Origin of the sequence: Luteolibacter sp. LG18 (assembly GCF_036322585.1) — a bacterium.
Lineage (GTDB): Bacteria > Verrucomicrobiota > Verrucomicrobiia > Verrucomicrobiales > Akkermansiaceae > Luteolibacter.
Window position 1 is genome coordinate 1883655 of the sequence record NZ_AP024600.1, and the last position, 19266, is coordinate 1902920.

12 protein-coding genes and 1 tRNA gene are annotated in these 19266 nt (G+C 59.1%); 10 read left to right on the forward strand and 3 right to left on the reverse strand.

The window, feature by feature from the left end; all coding sequences use genetic code 11:
- Positions 1–30: 30 nt before the first annotated feature.
- The 4 genes from llg_RS07850 to llg_RS07865 all read left to right on the forward strand — a co-directional run bounded on the left by llg_RS07850 (position 31) and on the right by llg_RS07865 (position 4090).
- A complete protein-coding gene (locus tag llg_RS07850) occupies positions 31–1116 on the forward strand; it encodes a WGR domain-containing protein (protein ID WP_338289185.1) in 1086 nt (361 codons plus the stop codon).
- Positions 1117–1224: 108 nt separating this feature from the next.
- Positions 1225–1446: a hypothetical protein gene (locus llg_RS07855; protein ID WP_338289186.1), complete on the forward strand. Its 222-nt coding sequence runs from the start codon at positions 1225–1227 to the stop codon at positions 1444–1446.
- Positions 1447–2237: 791 nt separating this feature from the next.
- Positions 2238–3323, forward strand: coding sequence for a DUF5131 family protein (locus llg_RS07860; RefSeq protein ID WP_338289187.1), 1086 nt, complete (start codon positions 2238–2240; stop codon positions 3321–3323).
- On the forward strand, positions 3320–4090 hold the full coding sequence (locus llg_RS07865) for a hypothetical protein (RefSeq protein WP_338289188.1): 771 nt from the start codon (positions 3320–3322) through the stop codon (positions 4088–4090). Before llg_RS07860 ends, llg_RS07865 begins: the two co-directional genes overlap by 4 nt.
- An 85-nt stretch (positions 4091–4175) precedes the next feature.
- On the opposite strand, the gene llg_RS07870 is transcribed toward llg_RS07865, so the two are convergent.
- Positions 4176–4784 (reverse strand): DUF4339 domain-containing protein, encoded by a 609-nt coding sequence (locus tag llg_RS07870; RefSeq protein ID WP_338289189.1) that lies wholly within the window; start codon positions 4782–4784, stop codon positions 4176–4178.
- A gap of 298 nt (positions 4785–5082) precedes the next feature.
- On the opposite strand from llg_RS07870, the gene llg_RS07875 reads away from it, so the two are divergent.
- The 3 genes from llg_RS07875 (at position 5083) to llg_RS07885 (ending at position 14598) form a co-directional block, all read left to right on the forward strand.
- The gene (locus llg_RS07875; RefSeq protein ID WP_338289191.1) at positions 5083–5358 is read left to right on the forward strand and encodes a helix-turn-helix transcriptional regulator; all 276 of its coding nucleotides are present in this window, start codon (positions 5083–5085) and stop codon (positions 5356–5358) included.
- 206 nt (positions 5359–5564) lie between these two features.
- The gene (locus tag llg_RS07880; RefSeq protein WP_338289193.1) at positions 5565–14267 is read left to right on the forward strand and encodes an RHS repeat-associated core domain-containing protein; all 8703 of its coding nucleotides are present in this window, start codon (positions 5565–5567) and stop codon (positions 14265–14267) included.
- Positions 14268–14274: 7 nt separating this feature from the next.
- A complete protein-coding gene (locus llg_RS07885; RefSeq protein WP_338289194.1) occupies positions 14275–14598 on the forward strand; it encodes a hypothetical protein in 324 nt (107 codons plus the stop codon).
- Positions 14599–14843: 245 nt separating this feature from the next.
- Here the strand turns inward: llg_RS07885 and llg_RS07890 are convergent, their stop codons facing one another.
- Positions 14844–16235, reverse strand: a complete 1392-nt coding sequence (locus llg_RS07890) for a hypothetical protein (RefSeq protein ID WP_338289195.1) — start codon at positions 16233–16235, stop codon at positions 14844–14846.
- Between the two features lie 454 nt (positions 16236–16689).
- On the opposite strand from llg_RS07890, the gene llg_RS07895 reads away from it, so the two are divergent.
- The gene (locus llg_RS07895) at positions 16690–17061 is read left to right on the forward strand and encodes a metallopeptidase family protein (RefSeq protein WP_338289196.1); all 372 of its coding nucleotides are present in this window, start codon (positions 16690–16692) and stop codon (positions 17059–17061) included.
- A 34-nt stretch (positions 17062–17095) separates the two neighbouring features.
- Here llg_RS07895 and llg_RS07900 read toward each other — a convergent pair.
- Positions 17096–17170 (reverse strand) — tRNA-Met (locus llg_RS07900).
- A gap of 132 nt (positions 17171–17302) precedes the next feature.
- Between llg_RS07900 and llg_RS07905 the strand changes: the two genes are divergently transcribed.
- Positions 17303–17818, forward strand: coding sequence for a peroxiredoxin (locus tag llg_RS07905; protein ID WP_338289197.1), 516 nt, complete (start codon positions 17303–17305; stop codon positions 17816–17818).
- 62 nt (positions 17819–17880) lie between these two features.
- Positions 17881–19248 (forward strand): MBL fold metallo-hydrolase, encoded by a 1368-nt coding sequence (locus tag llg_RS07910; RefSeq protein WP_338289198.1) that lies wholly within the window; start codon positions 17881–17883, stop codon positions 19246–19248.
- Positions 19249–19266: the final 18 nt, after the last annotated feature.

The following is a 19266-nucleotide window of genomic DNA, read 5'->3' on the forward strand; positions in this document are numbered from 1 at the left end:
GCGTTTCCACCCCCACCCACAGAAATCCCCATGAATTCGATTGAATCCATTTCCCTCGCTTTCCGCGAAGGCAGCTCCGACAAAGTTTATCAGGCAGCCATCGAAGAACGCGACGACGCCTACGTCGTCACCTTCGCCTATGGTCGGCGTGGCACCACCCTCCAGAACGGGCGGAAGACCGTCCACCCGGTTGGCTACGAGGAAGCAAAGTCGATCTTTGACAAGCTGGTGAAAGAAAAGAAGGCCAAGGGTTACCATTCCGAGAGTGCCCTCCCTTCCTATACCGCGGCTATCGAAGCCAACGACGACACGGGCATCCGTCCCCAGCTCCTCAACCCGGTCGATGAGACTGGAGCCGGGGAACTGGTCCGGCACTCCGGCTGGTGCGCCCAGGAGAAGTTCGATGGTCGGCGCATGATGTTGCTTCGCGACGGCAACGTGGTCAAAGCGATCAACCGGAAGGGACTGCGCGTCGGTGCTCCATCCGCGCTGATCCTGGCAGCTCTCGCGATCCAGGCGGAGTTCCTGCTGGACGGCGAGGCGGTCGGCGAGACCTTCCACGCCTTCGACCTGCTCGAACTCGACGGCATGGACCTGCGTTTGCTGCCGTTGCGCGAGCGGCTGAATACGCTGGTGCAACTGCTGCACGGGCGCGACCGCTGGGCGATCAAGCTCGTTCCCACCGCCCGGTTGCGCTGGGAAAAGGAGACGATGCTCGAAACCCTGCGCGGTGAGCGCCGTGAAGGCATCGTGTTCAAGCACCTCGGCGAACCTTACATTCCCGGCCGTCCCGCCTCCGGTGGCAGCCAGCGGAAGTTCAAGTTCGTGGAAACGGCATCCTGCATCGTCGCCGCCCACAACGACAGACGCTCGGTGTCACTGTCGCTGCTGAACGAGGAAGGCCGCCGCGTCCCGGCGGGCAATGTCACCATTCCGCAGCAGCACTCCGTGCCGCCATGCGGGTCGGTGGTGGAGGTTCGCTACCTGTATGCCTACCGGGAAAGCGGCTGCCTCTACCAGCCGGTCTACCTCGGCCACCGGGACGACATCGACCCGGCGGAATGCGTGACGTCACAGCTCAAATACAAGGCGGCGCCAATTGGCACCGCCGCCTGATCCATTTGATCCGGCAATGACCAGGAAAGCCCGGCACGGACGCGTGGCGGGGAAACAAGGCCGGTCTGTTCATGTCCCCGGATGGATCGGCCTACTCTCTTAAAAATCATGTTACAGCCTATTCCAGCCAACAGCGATGTGCCGTTGAAAGTCGGCGACCGGATTCGGATCGTGCCCGAGTTCCAGGAGCCGGGCGACGATCAGTTTGAATCCGTAGTCATCGAGACGGCGGAGGATTGCACCCGCGTTCTAATCAGGACGTTCATCCCCGGCTTCGTCATTCAGCAGGTCGAGCGCATCGAGGCCCGCATGCTCGAAGTTCTCGGATGACTCACATTCCTCTCTCTGATTCCGCGTTCATGGGACTCTCCCGTGAAGCTCTCCACAATTCAATCTCGCTGAGGCCTGCCAGGCAGTGGCTGAGGCAGTCGACCCTGGTTGAGGCAGGGGCCCGTTGAAGAAGCACGACGGAATTGCCGTGCTTCTTTTTAGCTGACGAGAAGCCATGGTATTTCCTAACGAGTCTCCAGTCATCGACCTGGTAACCGGGGCGTCTCGGGCCGTGCTGAAAAATTCCTTGCGGATTTACGCTCCGCACGTAGTTCTCTTGCAAGCCTGCAACGCAGGCCTTCACACCATCAGATGCCGCCTTTGCGCGGTGAAATCCTTCCGGGGCAACCCGGTGGAAGTGGCCGATCCGAGGATCGGCTGCAGAGCCCGCGAAAGCGAGGTTCGTAAAAAGCATTCAACGAATGCCCCGGCTGCGGTTCCATGATTCACCCATGGACGAGCGGCTGGCGAAGCCAGTCAATGACCACGAACAGCTGTTCTCCGATTCGGAGCGGCTGGAGCTTCGTGACATCGTTGTCTGATGGAAGGAGGGGGCCTTTGCACCTCATTTCCGATGAAGCGGTCCTACGCCGCTAACGGCTGCTTTTGTGTGAGCCCGCTGCACCGCAGCGGATGCTCACCATCTGCGCTGTGTTCCCGTGTCCTTTCGTGGCGCGGTTGTTCCGGTCCCGCTTGGCGCGGCTAGCCGGAATGGACTCCGGAAATGGAGCACTCATCGCCCTGAAACAGGGCGGCCTCACAGAATTCCAAACATCAGAAAACACATACCAATGTCTGAAAAGACAAACATCCAATGGTGCGACAGCACCGTGAACCCGGTAATGGGATGTGACGGTTGCCCGTTGCTTCCCGCACCCAAGCACGTCGCCAATATGATCGCCCATAAGCTGGTCGATTATGGATACGCGTTCGAGCAGTCGCTTCGCCTTCTAAAGGAAAAGTTCGAAAAAATGCCGCTCACAGAAATCTATATGCGGCGCATGAAGATCGCGGCATTGACGGCGCTTACGCTGGAAAATGCAGGATCCATGTCGCCCCGCGAGGCGGCCAGCTTCATTAGTCGGGAGATTGATGCCGCGTTGAAATGCTACGCTGCAAGGCTCCACGTTCACCGGGGAGCCGATCCCACGATTTCGGACAGAAAGCCCGTCAATGGCTATGCGGCCGTTTTCGAGAAGGTCACCCTTTTCCCCGACAGGATGAAAAAAGCGGCCAAGCTTCCGAATTTGAGCGGGCATGCCCGCCCGGAACGTCGCTGGCTTGACGGCTTGCCACGGCTGATTTTCGTCTCCGACATGGGCGACGCGTTGTCCAATGGGGTGAAATTCAAATACCTCAAAGAGGAGATCATCGACAACGTGGTGTCTGATCGCGGTAAGCAGCACGTGTGGCTGTGGCTGACCAAACGCCCTGAGCGGATGGCCGGTTTCGATCGTTGGTTGGCAAAGCATGGCATCGAATGGCCGGACAATCTGATTCCGATGACGACCATCATCGACCAGGACATGGTGAACAAGGCCCGCAAGCTGTTGCAGGTTCGTGCCCGCGCACACGGTCTCAGCATCGAGCCCTTGTGGGAGCGGTTGGACATCGAACTGTCTGGTTGGTCTTGGGTGATCGTTGGCGGCGAGTCAGGCGAGCACTCCGAGCCGTTTCATCTAGAATGGGCGCGCGAGCTCCTCCAGCAATGCCGGCAGAAGGACGTCGCATTCTTCATGAAGCAGATCGGGGAGAATCCGTATGAGGGCGGTGTTTCCTTTCCAGCCACTCACCACAAGCATGGTGGAAATTGGAATGAATGGCCGGAAGATCTCCGAGTCCGCGAGTTCCCAAAATCATTCCGGACAATGCCATGAAGCCTAACACGCAAAGCACGGACGCCTCCGGCTCCTCCGATACCCGGAAGGCCTTTAACCTCCACCACGCCGTGGTGGTTGAGAAGCGCGGCGATTTCGTTGCCCTGGGTGAAGCGTTGGCTTCCATTCGAAGGGACGACTTGTGGAAGGCTGGCCCTTACCGGTCCTGGGAAGCGTATTGTGCTTTGGAGCTTGGTTGCTCCAAGGCGTATGCCAACCGCCTCATCAAATCCTCCGAGATCATGAAGGAGCTGAATCCGATTCTCAAAGCGAAAGAATTGGTGCCTCCCATGAACGAGGCGCAGGTGCGTCCCCTCGCGAAATTGAGCACTCCGAAAGCACAAGCGGACGCGTGGAAAAAGGCCGTTGGGATTGCGGACGGGCGGGCACCCACTGCGGACATCGTCTCCCACGTTGTGCGAGGGCTTGTTCTGGTGGGCGACCACCCGAAAGCGCCGACAGGAAAGGAACAGAAGCTGACCGAGATATTCGGCCAATTGGAGGAGGGAATTCGCTCCAGCGGATCACCCGACGAACTCCTTAAGCTTCTCCTCGAACTCCGCCTTTTCGTGATCCCAGCCCCTCGCCAATCCGAGTCCTCGACGGCGGCACAAAAAGCGGTCGTGGCTCGGAATGAGAACGGGAAGCCAGAGGGTGAGACCACAATCAAGAAAGAGTCCAAGCACCAGACACGGGAAGCTTCCTCCCCGCGATCGGGAAAGCCGGTCACCACAACTCCGAGGAAGCCCCGGAAAAAGGCTGCCTGACGCTGTCGGTCCGACGGCAAACAATGCGCCCGCCATGTTCGCAAGCATGGCGGGCTGCACGGCACGGGAAGCTACCTCGCCACCTTCATTTGGACCTTTTGCGCTTTTTGGAATCAGCGGAGGCTTTGATCGCATAGACAAGACCTGCCCCTAGACCGACCAGCGGATGGATGAAGACGGTTCCCAAGGTTCCAACAATCACAATCAGGAGGATGAAGCCGATCAGCCCGAGGGTCTCACCTGCCGTCATTGGCTTTGGCTGAATTCGCTGTTTCGTTCGGCTCTCCGGTTCGATGCTCCGCAGTGGCTCGGGAGGATAGATTTCAGGGATCGAGGAAACGCTTTGCCAGTCGCTCATTCCCTCCTGCCACACGAGATCTTTGGACGATATTTCCAAGCGTCGGATTTTTTCTTTCACGTCCGCCGACGAGTAAACGCCTACCAGTTGGCCGTTCCTTGATACGTGGAATGGCGAGGAGGGGTTGGCCGACTTCTCAGGCGGTGGCGACTGCGATGATTCGAAGTTGGAGTCGAAAGTTGAGAGGGACTGCCAAATGGAATCGTTTTCCGGCCGCACCTTGTAGGAGGGCTGGATGACTCCGGCTGACACAAGTTGCCGTAGAGCGGAGGTGTCGAATGGGCCGAAAGACGAGGAGCCATCCGAATAGTACCAGCGGACTGGAGAGTCAGACATAGCCTGTTAGGAGAAAAGTTAGAGCGGAGTGGCACTGACCGCCCTGCTTCCCGGTGCCATGGCAAACCGGGCACCGGTTGACGCCTTGCCAGCCAGAGCCTCGGCAGTAGGGGCAGACGCCATAGGCGGCTTGAGGAGAGGAGCGGGCGTCAAGGGCGCTGACGGCGAATCTCTTGAGAGCCGGGATTGATGAAGTGGGTCGTTTCATGGCGGCGGTCTTCTTTAGAACACGATTGTGCCCGAATGGGCACAATATGAAAATCCCGACTAGGTAGGGTCAAGTTCCGATTCTGGAACAATGGCCGGTTCGCCCAAAAACTTGGTAGGAGCTCAGGTGCAGCGATTGCGCCTGGCGTCCGGCATTTCTCAAGAACGGCTCGCGGCGGACTGCCAGCGGATCGGCTGGGACCTTGCCCGGACCTCTCTTGCCAAGATCGAATTGGGCAGTCGTCGGGTGAATGACGCGGAGGTGAAGCTACTCGCCAAAGTATTGAAAGTATCAGTAGGTGAGCTCTTGGAGGGTGGCTCGACTTCTGAAGCGCTCGCGATTGCCAGACATGGTCACGCGGATTAAGTAAGAAACGTGTGATTGGGAGGAAACTCTTGTGCAGATGGGTAACTAATGGGTTTCCTAATCGGGCGTCGAGTTTTATGAAATTTTGATGAAGGCCGATTTTGCTACCCTAACAGGGTTGCCAAGATACGGGAGAACTGTCTCGCTCCGCCGCGTTTCTCGCCCGCGTTGAGGGCACTATTCCTTTTCCCCTCCCTCCTTTTTGCATGAAGTTCAATTACGCTTCGAAGTGGTTCACGGTGTTCACGCTGCAGCTTGCGCTGAGTGTCAACGCTTTTGCTTTGGCATTCATCCAGCCGTTCGAGAGCGTGACGGGAGCGAGCTGGAGTGTGGAGAATGGCTCGGCCTCGGTGGTGCCGGGACAGGTCGGGGCGACGGGCAACTCGTTGGAATTGGCGAAGGGGACGACCTACGGCACAGAGACGAAGGTGGTTCAGCCGGTGACGTGGGACGCGCAGAAGAAGATCGCGTTCATCGATGTGCTTGTGAAACCTGCTGCCAATCCGAACGGGAGCATGGCGTCGATCTATGCTAACGGGGCGCAGGTGGCATTTCAGGGAGGCAAGGTGTGGGCGCGGAACGGTAACGACAACGCGCTGGATGGCCAACTGCCGGATTGGATCGAAACCTCCGGCACCTATACGGTGCCGACTGGGGGAACCGAGGCGTCGTCGTTCGTGCGGGTGATGCTGCGTGAGGACTACGAGCATCTGGTGTGGGATCTTTATATCGACGGTCAGATGGTGGCGGCCAACTTGGATTTCGAGGGTCGTGGCAGCAACCTGACCGAGATCGAGTTCTACGGGAGCCTTGCGGGGAACGTGCACTTGGACCAGTTGCAAGCGGACCCGGACAACATGTTGTTCACGGACACGGACCGCGACGGCTTGCCGGACGCGTGGGAAGCCGCGAACGGAGGAACGGTGGGCACTTACGATCGTGACGTTCTGGATTCAAATGGTAAATCTCTGATCCAGAAGTACATGGAATCCCTGTGGGCGGCGGGCTCGAAGATTCCGAACGGCAAGGTGGCGGACACGCTTTCGGCAAGCGGCGGCAACCGGATCGAACCGCTGAGCGTAATCGACCGCCACCAGATGGTGGGAGCGGTGAACGGATCGCTTTCCGTGGGTGGCGACGGTTCCGCAGTGTATTCGGTTCCGATCGATCTTCCGAAGGGGACAGCAGGGATGGAACCGAAGCTGGCGTTGGGTTATTCAAGCAACGGCGGGAATGGCTTGTACGGGGTGGGTTGGAGCCTCAGCGGTTTACAGAAGATCACTCGCGGGGCGGGATCGGCGATGAAGGATGGCTTTTATCACCCCGTGGGTTTCAATGAATACGACCGCTTTTTCCTGGATGGCGAACGGCTGGTCTGTGTGGACGGTACGTATGGGACGGCGGGTTCGAAGTATCGGACGGAAACCGATTCGTTCGCGCGGGTGACGCTCAACGGGACCGGTGCTTCTCAGTGGTGGAAAGTTGAAACGAAGGCCGGTTTGATCGTCGAACTGGGCCATACCACCGACTCGGTGGAAGCGATGGCATCGGGTGTGCTGAGCTGGAATGTCAACAGGGTCTCCGACACGGTCGGCAACTATTACAAGGTGGCCTATACACGCGACACGGTGTCGGGAATTGACGTGACGAACCTTCGGCTGGACCGGATTGATTATACGGGCAATGACGCGGCGGGGCTCGGGACCTATTGTACGGTGTTCTTCGACTATGAATCCCGTGACGACGTGTCCCGAGCATACAGCGCTCAGCTGAGCCACTTGGTTTCTAAGAGGCTCTCCCGGATCCGGGTAGTGACCGATGGTTCGTATGACAACCACAGCTACGTGCTGGGCTACACGAACTCCTATCAGACCGGCCGGTCGTTCCTGACATCGGTGGAGAAGAGGGCTCGCAACGACGCGAATCTGACGATCCCGGCGACCCGGTTCACTTATGACGGGTTGACCTCGGGAAGCCCGTGGGGTGACGCGCCGGTGAACAACCAGTGGCCGGTTTACAACGCCTCGTGGGATGCGACCGGCAACGTCAACTCGATGGTAAGCACGGGAGACGGCGGCACCTCGATCCGTTTGGACGGGGACGTGGCGCGTGTGGCCCAGATCCCCGGTGGTGGGGTGACGCTTTCGTCAGATTCGATCCTGACGTTCAAAGTGCATGCTGAGTCGTTTGTTTCGGGAGCCTACATCGGCCTTGATGACAATCCGACGTATTCGGCGAGCCCGAACCGCCTGACGCTCATCAAAGGCAGTGGCGCGGCTCCCGCGGGCATCGCCAAGCGGGGCACGATTCCTTATGTCGAGGAATCGGACGGATGGATGCCGGTGAGCATCCCGGTGGGAACGATCGCGACAGGGGCCCATCCCTATCTGGTGCTCATCAACGTCGATGACAACCCCAACGACGGGGTTTCGAGCATCGTGTTCAAGGACTTGCGGGTGTACCGTCCGATCGATGGTGTCCCGGCGTCCGCCATGACCTTTTCGAGCCAATGGGAAGTTCCGCACTTCAGCGATGTCTACGGCAAGGATCTGGGCATCCGGTTCATGGATTTGAACGGCGACGGCTTGCCTGACATGTGCGACTGGCGTGCGGCGGACTACGGCTTGTCGGCGGGAGTCTTGAAGCCTAACACAGTGGGGCAGGTCTACCGCAATACGGGGTCCGGCTTTGTGCTGGATACAACCCTGAGGCCTCTGGTGGATTTGCCGCTATCATCGCGGAAGGATGACCTGGAATCCTACAACTACAACCGGAAGCACCACCTGTTCGCGCAGCAGATGGACATCAACGGGGATGGCAAGCCGGACTTCTTGGGCTCGACTTCGATCAAGTATGTGTCCGGTTCGCTTTCCAACGATCTGACGTTCTGGACGAATTTGAATGGAGCGTGGCAGGAGCTTCCGGCTTACAAGCTGCCGTTCCGGGTGAAAAATATCGGCTCGACGGCTCCTTATGGCGGCACCCCGCGGGACCAGCATTGCGAATGGGTCGACATCGATTCGGACGGATACACCGACCTGGTGTTCTACACGACGACGCAAGGCAAACTGGTGGACCCTAGCAATGAGAACGCGACGGCGGAAGATCCCAATAATCCATATCGGCTTCCCGTAGTGGGGGATCGCACCACCTGCTGGCTGAACAAGGTGCATCTTGGTAAGGGCTGGGTGCGTGCCGACAATCTGGGTTTGCCGGAAATGCTGCAGCGGACCTATCCCGCGGAAAACCAGCTTGGGCGAAGGCTGCTGGACATCACCGGGGACGGGCGCCCGGAGATCGTCGAGGCCCTGTCGATGACTCCCGAACAGCGCTATACGTATAAGATGGCGTTCGCCGCCAACGGTGAGGCGCTGGGCTGGGAAACTGTGAAGGATGCCGGTCAGGCGGCGCCCTCGCCGTGGGACCTTCCCAAAGCGGCTGGAACATACAACAACGCGGCGCTGGCCAACGTGTCGGGGGATCCGATCGGCGGCGAGATGATGGATTTGAATGGCGACGGCCTTCCCGACTATGTGCGTAAAATCCAGATCAATGGAGTGATCGCCGGCTGTGTGTATATGAACCGGGGCGGAGCGAGTTCGCCGATCTGGAATCTTGAGCCTGGAGCCTCCAGTGCCACGGCCCAGAGGTCGACGTTCGACGTGCCGAGACCACTTTATTTCGCGCTGAACAACGCTTACAATCAAACCGGTTACGAGGTTGCCGACCTCAATGGGGACGGGCTTCCCGACATCTTGGTGAGCCAGAACACTGGTGACGATAATTTCGTTTACGGCGGGACCAACAACTCCAACCACAACGTGGCGTTGCTCAACACCGGTAATGGCTGGGACGGACGCACGTTGTGGGGGCTTCCATCCGGAAACCGAATCTATAATACTTCGGGGGATTCACAGAACAGCAAGCGCCGCTCGCGGTTGCAGGACCTCAATGGCGACGGCTTCCCCGATCTCATCACCGGGCTGGTCGACCAGAGCCCACAGGTCTGGATCAACCAGTGCAAGCCTGAGGTGTTGATCGCGGTGAAGGACGGGTTCGATTCTACGTTGAAGGTGGAATACCGGCGCTTGAACGATCCGACGCCGATGGCCGGGGATTCGGCCGGCCGGGCGGTTTACACGGCGAATGAAGGTGGCATGCTCGCTGGTCAGATCGCGGTGCGCGACACCCGGCTGGTGGTCTCCCGGCTGAAGGAGCCGGATGGCCAGAACGGCTGGCGTTGCACCCGCCGCCATTACGGCGACCTGCGCTTCGACCGTCTGAACGAGGCATCCATCGGGTTCAACTGGGTGGAGGTTCACAATGAGCTGATGGACGCCAACGGCGTGATCGTGGAGAAGGGCTACACAAAAACCACGTCATCCTCGATTTATCCGAATGCCGGTAGGCCGGTGAAAACCGAGACCTACGTCAACGTGATCCTAGATCAGGGTATGCAGGATCCGCATCTTCCCGGGGTGACGGCCGGGTTCAAGCTGGTGGCCGAAGACACGTCGACCTATGGCGAATTACCCTACGTGGAAGGCGCGGGTGGCTGGGTCCGGCGGCCGGTACAACTGGAGTCGTGGGAGAAGAAATTCGACTTGGCGGACTCGGCCAATCCGATCTCGGTCGCCCATACGGTCCAGAACTACCAGGAGGATGCCTTACCGCCGATTACCTGGGTCTGGAACGAATCGAGGAAGAAGATGGTGCCATCGGGAACTCCCGATGCCTCTTGGAACAACCTGAATGTCTATGGGTTTGCGAAGAACACGCTGGTGACGGCGCTGGACGGTTCTTCAGTCTACACCGAGAACACCTACTACCCTCCTGATCTAACGAACTGGTATCTTGGCCGCCTTTCGAAGGCCACTGTGACCAAAACGCCTGTAGGTGGGGGGCCGTCGGTGAAGACCTCGCAGTTCGAATACTCGTCCGCCACGGGATTGATCACCTCGGAGACGGTCGAGGCGACTGGAGTTACGACGGTCAAAACCACTTATGACAGTCGCGATGCGTGCGGCAACGTGATCTCAACCACGGTCACGGCCGGCCAAGCCCGCACGAAAACCACCACTTATGACGGTCGCCATCGCTTCGTGGTTTCGGAAACCGATCCGATGGGCAATACCCTCAGCTACGGGTATGATTATTCTGCGGCCTTGAGGACGAGCTCGACGGATTTTGGCGGATTGGAGACCCGTTATGAGTATGATGCCTTCGGCACCAAGCTGGTCACACGCAATCCGGACGGCACGGCGGCGGCGGAAATTACCCGCTATGCCACTAACGCGGAGCTGCCTGCACAAGTATTGGGGAAACTCAACAAATCGGAATCCGATGACGGTGCACCGGAGGACGGCAGTAACTATACGGAGATTCACTGGGCGCGTTCGGCGCAAGCGTCCGGCACGCCGTGGGCGACGGCTTACTTTGACGTGTTGGGGCGCGAGGTGGTGACCGAGAAAACCGCGATGACCTCGGTGAACGGCTATGGAGAGCCCTCCTTCCAGCGGCAGTTCACGATCACCAAGTATGACAACCGCGGCCGCAAGCTGCGCGTTTCGGACCCGTTCCTGTTGGGCGATGCTGTGCTTTGGACGACCTTCACCTACGATGCCATCGACCGGGTGATGGAAACCAAGCATCCGGACGGCACACTCGACGGCATCACCTTGATCCAGAAGGTGACGCTCGACGGCCAGCCATGCCTCCATTCAATCGTTCACAACCGCAAGAACAACTTGGTCGAGCGCTGGGATGATCAGCACAGTCGTCTCATTCAATCCTCCGATCCCTCGGGCCAGACGACAAGGTTCGATCATGATGCAGAAAACCGTGTAATCTCCGTAAAGGTGGGCGGTGTGGAGGTTGTTGCAACGAGCTACGATGCACTGGGTCGGAAGACATACGAATGGGATATTGACGCGGGTGCATCATGGTCCTCGTTCAATGGGTTTGGGCAGGTGACTTCCGTTACCAATGGCCGGGGCGATACGACATCTTCAGAATTGGATGCCTGCGGCCGGGTTACGAAGCTGACAACGCCGGAGGGCATATGGAATCGTAGTTATCTAGCATCCGGGCCAGCGCGGGGGAAAATATGGAAGATCACCGGTCCGGCGGGTTATCTGGAGGAGACTACTTACGATTCGTTGGGACGTCCCACGCTGTTGGCCAAGACTCAGTTCGGGGAAACCACTGTAACGAAAACCTGCTACAACGCGCTTGGGGAGATGAAGGAGACGACGGACGCGGGCGGAGTGACCACCTGCAACCGCTACGATCCGGTGTTTGGCAGCTTCAAGACTGGGGTGATCCTGCGCAGCGCTTCGACGGGGCCGATCGGCACACTGCTGTGGGCCTTCGGCTCGCAGGTTCAGCACCAGCAGGGCAGCGGCGCGAACTCAGTGGTCACCTTCGAAAGCACGGAGGTGCTCTCCGGGATGGTGACCCGTGTCACCACCACCAACGCCCGCACCGGACACACGACGGCCATCCAATCGACACACACCAAGGGCGGGAACAAGCTTCTCCAGAACTTGGAATACCAGTGGGATGCCAACGGGAACCTCACATCCCGGAATGATAAGCTCATCAACAAGACCGAGATCTTCACCTACGACACCCTGGACCGTCTGACCTCGTCCACGGTCGGAGGTGAATCGAGCGTGCCCTACACATATGACGTGAAGGGAAATCTGACGGGTAAGGGGGCCGATACCCTCACTTACGGAGGCAGCCGCCCCCACGCGGTCAGTTCGGCCAAAATCAAGAACCCGGGAAGCGGGGACAACCGCGCCTATAGTTACGATGCAGACGGGAACGCGACCTCGGACGGTCTGCGCACCTTCGGCTGGGCTTCCTTCGGGCAGCTTTCATGGGTGATGCAGACCAGTTGCCCGCTGCTGAAAACCTTCACCGGCACCGGCCTCTACGATGCTTCGGTTCCGGGGCACGAGGATACGAACAAGATCGTCGGCATCGACGCGGCGGTCCAATACCTGCCATCGTCGGCCACCGGCACCTTCTCCTTCGACGCGGCCGGAGCCCGGGCCAAGCAGGAAGTTACGCGGACGTTTGTGGACACCTCCACGGCCACCACCACGAAACTGTACTTCGGCGCATATGAGCGGGAGATCCACAGTTCAAAGCCGGCGGGAGGAACCGAGATTGTCACCCAGACCCTCCATCGCCACAGCTTCGGGGGAGCAGTCTACACGGTGGACGACACCGCCGGCGCGCCAGGGGGCCCATCTGCCACGCTCTCGATCATCCTCACCGACCCGTTGGGATCGACCGACGTGGTGCTGGTGAGCACGTGGGTGCAGAACAGCTGGTCGATCGGAAAGGCAGAGCGCCAGAGCTTCAACGCTTGGGGAGAGCGGCGCGATGCATCGAGCTGGGGACCGTTACGGACTGCCTCCAGCGATGACTACCAGACCTCGGCGACGAGCTATCGCCGTGGCTACACCGGGCATGAAATGCTCGACGACTTCGGTCTGGTGCACATGAACGGCCGCATCTACGACGCGGAGATCGGCCGCTTCCTCTCTCCGGATCCCTATGTTCAGGTGCCGGAATGGAGCCAGAACTTCAACCGCTATAGTTACGTGCTCAACAACCCATTGAGCAAGACCGACCCGACTGGCCACAAGATCAGCGGCATTGGGGCGCTTATCGCGACGGTGGTGATCTCGATTATCGCCTTCTACGCGGTGGCATTCTGCTTCACTTGGGCGGCGGGATTAGCCTTCGATTTGGCCCACCCTCTTTTGGCGTTCGCGACCTTGGGGAAAGCGACCGTCTGCGCAATCGCGGGAGCCATATCAAGCGCGGGTAACTGCGCGGTCAACGGCGGCAGCGGTAACGACATGGCTAAGGGAATTCTCGTGGGAGCTATCTCAGGAGCTATCTGCGGTGGCATCCTCGGGCCGCTCGATCACGGCGAGGGTTGGGCGACGAACTTCGTCAAAAACCATGCCGAAGCCGCCGTAGTGCTACATACCGCAGGCCACGGAGTGGTGGGTGGTGCTAGCAATGCGGCCATGGGCGGCAAGTTTCAAGATGGGTTCATCTCAGGTATGGCAGGAGCTGTCGCTGACCGTATCGGTGAAAAATTTGGAATGGACAAACTTGGAGAGGGTGGTCCCGCTGGCAAAGCAATTCGCACGGCATTTGCCGGGGTCGTTGGCGGAACAGCGTCGGCAATTGGAGGGGGCAAATTTGCGAACGGAGCTTTTACCGCTGCATTCCAACATCTTTTCAACGAGGAAACTGCCGATCAAAGCGATAGCTCTGACCCTTGGGGGCTGAAAGCAGCTGGCAAAGCCCAACTAGGACACCTAGATGCGGCGTGCGCCTTTATCAGCGATGGCGTCATCAATTTCGGAGCGTCAACTATGAAGGGCGGCATGTGGTTGGGTGACCAAGCTCGTTATATCGCAGGGGGGCAGTTTTCGATGCTTGGTACTTCTGCCGTCGACATGGATATGTCGCCTCCGAATCCATATGGTAAGGCGGGACACTATAATTACAAATCGCCAGCCTCGGATCTAAGGGATTCTGCTATTTTGGCATGGTCGCTATGCGAGGGGAATGCTTCGGTATTGTGCAAAGCACCAGCCGCGACCCCAAAGATAGTAATTGTCACCTCTTGGGCGAGCAAGGGAGTAGTGCCGGATCTTGCAGCTGGGAGGTGGGTAATGGTGGGTGGACCAACCAGATGGAATTTCATAAAAACTGGCTTGTGGGGGCCAAAGGTAACAGTCGCACCATTGACCTATGAGCGAGCTGCGGTACCTTTAGCCAATTCCATTACCGAAGCTGTCCCAGCATCACGTTTGGCTTGGCCGCCAGGTTGGGAAAAATTTAAGGGAGCGCTTGGCCAGCGTGTATTAAAATAAAAACGCCATGACCAAGCTGCTTCTAAACATCCTCTTAGCCCTTCTCCTCATGAAGGGCATTTGGAACGCCTTGACCCCGATAGTCGCGCTTAAAAGGCGAGTTTCCGATAAAAGGACTTCCACAACTAGCAGCGGAATATCCTTGAATCCAGGTTTCGAAATTTTTATCGCCTTTTGTGTATTTATGATATCATTGTTTTCCGATGATAAATGGGTTATGGGGGTCAATGTTAATGTTTTGGCGCTGTGTATTTTTCTCGGATCTTATGTAATGATGATGGTGGTGCTGGGAATTGCGCGGGTAATTGCAAAATTTTTCGATCTTAGTTAGAACGTATTTGCATGCGTGGTGTAGAAATAGAGCTGTAGAACTGAATGTCGAATGGATTGTCGGACACGCCACAATACTGAAAGGAAGGTATTTTTACTTCCACAAGGCTGACATGATCTCAGCTGATCCGCCTCATGTTGAAATTTTTGTTGGAAATTGGCCAAGTGAACTGTGGATGGCAGTTCGAGGCTTGATACGCAGACACCGCTAGGGAGCTGAAATTCGGTCTTCTTGAAGAGTCGTATTCAGGAGCCGCTCCGGGCCAGCCAATGCCCACGCGATGGTAATACAATACCAAGAGCCAGGCAGTGCTTTTTTAGAGTCACGTCGGAAACACCGATGTCCTTGGCGGCGTGAATGAGTGGCTTCTCCCACACGAGCGCCTTGAGAGCCTTCTTGTCGGGCCAATCGATCCGGAACTTCACGGGTAGCTCGACGGAGAGTGATGCCTTGAGAAGCGCTTCCGGAGTTAAGTTCCAGAATTCCCGGATGGTTTCTTCTTCGTCGATCACGTTCCGGTAGTGGCGGTCCATCATTTCCTTCGAGGTGCCGTTGTTGTACGCCGTGAGCGCCTCGTTCTTGTCGCGCTCGGCTTGGAAGGTGATCGAGGTGTGGCGGATGATGTCGGCCACCCACTTCTTGGCCTTGGTCGCTTTCTTGAGCGTCTTCAGTTTCGAAGACCAACCCTTCGGAACCCCTTCGAAGGGAAACTTCTCCAGCCAAGCAGCTAGGACCGGGGGAATCGGGGCCGACCGCTTGATCTTGCGGCGCAGCTTCCCACCCACCACGCGAATCCTCTCCTTCTGGATGCTCTCCTTTTCGAGGTCTTGAAGCTCGCTGGGGCGAAGGCCGGCGAACAGCCCGATGGCGACACAGGCCGCCGCCTTGCCCCCTTGGTAGGTCACGGCGGCGTAGAGCAGGCGTTTGCACTCGTTCAGCGAGAGTGCTGCGATCTGGCTCATGTTCTTCGGTAGCTTGTCGAAGCGTTCGCAAGGGTTCTCCAAGCAGTAGTGGTGGCGCACCGCCCAGCCAAAGAATACGGAAAAGATGGTCCGGAAGGATCGTTGCGACTGCACGTTCGTGTAACCCTTGAGGATCTTTTCCAGATCGCCAACGGTGAACGAGTGGACGAAGGCGTTCGGGTCCTTCTTCAGGAGGAGACCCAGCCCGATGTCATAGTTGGACCGAGTACTGGCCCGAATCCCTCTGCGGGTTTCGAGAAACTCTTGCTTGGCATTGAGGATCGTGATCTCCCGGATCTCCGGGCGATAGCGGGCTTCAAAAAAGGCAATGGCCTGATCGAGGCTGACGCCTTTCTCCTCGGCCTTCGCTCGGAGGTTCAAGTAGTGGCTAATGGCTTTGGAGAGGCCCGAGCCTCCAAGCTGACCGAAGGCGGTCTCGGCGTCAGCGACCTGCTCCGGGGATAACGCGGTTTTGAGGGTTCGGCGGGAGTCGCCCTTGCCGACAATCTCCTGCTCCAGATCCGCGACGCGCTGAAGAGCGTCAGCCTTGTCCTGGAAGTTCTGCCGGATGCGAGTACCGTCGGGAGTGGTGCCTGTCACTTGCCACGACTGGCTTCCGGCCGCATTCTTGTGGGGCTTGAGCTTGAAGTGGTGGACCTTCTTCGGGCGAGCCATATGGTGCAAAATTGGCAACTAATTTGGCAACTGCAAGGCATTCCTTAATCACTAGATTCTCAATCGACTTAAAATGAATGTTTTGAATAAAAAAATTCAATCATTCGGGACGAAGAGGTCGTGGGTTCGAATCCCGCCGCCCCGACCATGGTTGATTAAGCCTCCTCCAGTAGGAGGCTTTTTTCGTTTCCATCCGTCCGATCGCCAAACGACGTCGGGGTGGTAGGTGAGAACTTTCGAGCGCAGCGAGAGTTCGAATGCGGCGGAAGCTTCGCGACCTTCCTTTTGCTGCGCGGAGCGCGCTCATTGGCATGGCCGGAGGCAATCCCGCCGCTCCTCGGAGGCCTGCGCGCTTTCTTTCCGGTCCTAACAGGGAGACCGCGCGAAACCCGTTAGGCTGAGCCTCCCCCACGAACCTCTCGCCTCGCCGCCTGTCATCCGCTAGAAACCCGCCATGGATTTCGAAACGCTTTCCAAGTGGGCCGATGAAGAAGTGAAGGCCGTGCTCGGCACCTTGCCGCCGGAGCTGAAGAAGCCCGCGCAGGCGTGCTCGATCTCGTTCGAGGAGCGCCCCGGCCGCAGCCTGCACGACGAACAGCTCGAAGGCGACGAACTCGGCCTGTTCGAAGGCCCCTCACTGTTGGAGGAGTCATCGTCCCCGGGCGGTGAGATGCCGCGCGTCCGCCTCTTCCTCGCCAACCTGTGGGAATGGGTCGAGCAGGACGAACAGGACTACCGTGACGAGGTGGGCATCACTTTCCTCCACGAACTCGGCCACTACTTCGGCTGGGAGGAGCAGGATCTCGAGGATCGCGGCTTGGAGTGATCCGTTGCCGGGTGGGGCGGGAAAAGGGGAAACGTGGTAGCAGAGGGCGGATTTGAACCGCCGACCAAAGGCTTATGAGTCCTCTGCTCTACCCCTGAGCTACTCTGCCACGTCGTTTCCCAAGCGATGGAAACCACCGCGCGGGGCGCGCTCTGTACCGCCGCCCGGCGCGGATGTCCATTGGAAAATCATTCCACTTCGACAGGTTGCAAGTTCCGCGTTCCCTTGGCACCTCTTTTCCATGGCCACGGACTCTCCCGTTTCCCGCTTTCTGGATGGCATCGGCCGCTGGTTCGCCCCCGCCGGGGAATCGCTGGCCCCTGGTGCCCGGATCCCGGATCTCACGCTGCCCGATGACTCCGGTGCCCCGGTGAACCTGGCCGCCGCCGGGGCCACCGGCTGGCTGCTGGTTTACTTCTACCCTCGCGCCGATACCCCGGGCTGCACGAAGCAGGCGTGCAGCCTCCGCGATTCCTACGCCGAGCTGCTCGACCTCGGGGCGCGGGTCTTCGGCGTCAGCCTCGATAGCGTCGAGCGCCAGCGCGAGTTCCGCGCCAAGCACCACCTGCCCTTCGCCCTGCTCGCGGACACCAAGGCCGAGCTCGCCGGGGCCTTCGGCGTCCCCCATTCCTTCGGCTTCACCCGCCGCCAGGCCTTCCTGTTCCGGGACGGCCTGCTGGTGTGGAAGGACCTCTCCGCCGCCACCGACCAGCAGGCTGCCGACGCGCTCGCCGCGATCCGCGCCACAAATCCTTGAAATTCGGTCCGGTTGACACAATTGCCGCCGTCCCCCATGGTCGCCGGACTTAGCCGGACCGAATGATTTTCAAAAGTCTCTGCCGCCACGCCGGAATCGGCGCCAATTCCTATCTCCTGGAAGCTTCCGGCGCCCGCGTCGTGCTCGACTCCGGCATGCACCCCGAGCTGGAGGGCATGGACGCCTGTCCGCGCTTCGAGCTGGTGGAACCGGGCAGCGTCGATGCCACCATCATCACGCACTCGCACCTCGATCACGTCGGCACCATGCCGGTGTTGATGGACAAGCAGCCGCAGTCGAAGGTTTTCCTGACACCGGAAACCGCGGACCTCGCCACCGCGATGCTGCACAATTCGGTCAACGTGATGCAGGCGAAGCGCATCGAGCTCGGCCTCACCGAGTATCCGCTCTTCGAGCACCGCGACATCGACATCATCGCCGAGAAGTTCGAGCTCCGCGGCATCGAGCGGCCCTTCGATGTCGACCCGGATGGCAAGATCCGGGCCACGTTCCATGATGCCGGTCATATCCTCGGCTCGGTGGGCGTGACGCTGAAGGCCGATGGCAAGACGCTGCTCTACACCGGCGACGTGAATTTCGAGGACGCCACCATCCAGAAGGGGGCGATCCTGCCGCATGAGCCGGTGGACGCGCTGGTGATCGAGACCACCCGTGGCGATTACGCCCGCCGCCCGGACTACACCCGCCTTTCGGAGGAAAACTCGCTCGGCGAGGCGATCTCCCGCGTGATCGCCCGCAAGGGCTCGGTGCTGCTGCCGGTCTTCGCCATGGGCAAGACCCAGGAGGTGCTGGCGATGATCCACCGCTTCAAGCGCGAGGGCCTGATCCCGTACAAGACCCCGGTCTACATCGGCGGCCTGAGCACGAAGATGACCCTCATCTACGACCGCCACAGCGACACCTCCCGCCGCAAGCTCCCCGGTTTCCGGATCCTCGCGGACATGGAGCTGGAAGCGGGTAGCCGCGACCGCCGGAAGCCGCGCCAGATCCCGCTGGTCCAGGGCGCGATCTACGCCCTTTCCAGCGGCATGATGACGGAGAACACCGTTTCGAACCTCTTCGCCCGCACCGGCATCCTGGAGAACAAGAAGAACGGCCTGTTCTTCGTCGGCTACGCCGATCCCGCCTCCCCGGGTGGCAAGATCCGCGCCGCCGCCCAGGGTGACCATGTCGTCATCGACCCGAAGCACGGCGCGGTGCCGATCAACTGCGATGTCCGCGTCTACGACTTCAGCGGCCACGCCACCCGCGAATCGCTCCTCGAGTACATCCTCAAGGTGAACCCGCCGAAGACCTTCCTCGTCCACGGCGATGAGCCGGCGGTCGAGTGGTTCAAGCAGCAGCTCGCGGAAAAACTGCCCTCCACCCAGGTGATCGTGCCGCAGCCGGGCGAGGAGCATGTGATCTGATTTTTTGTCACGTTGCTC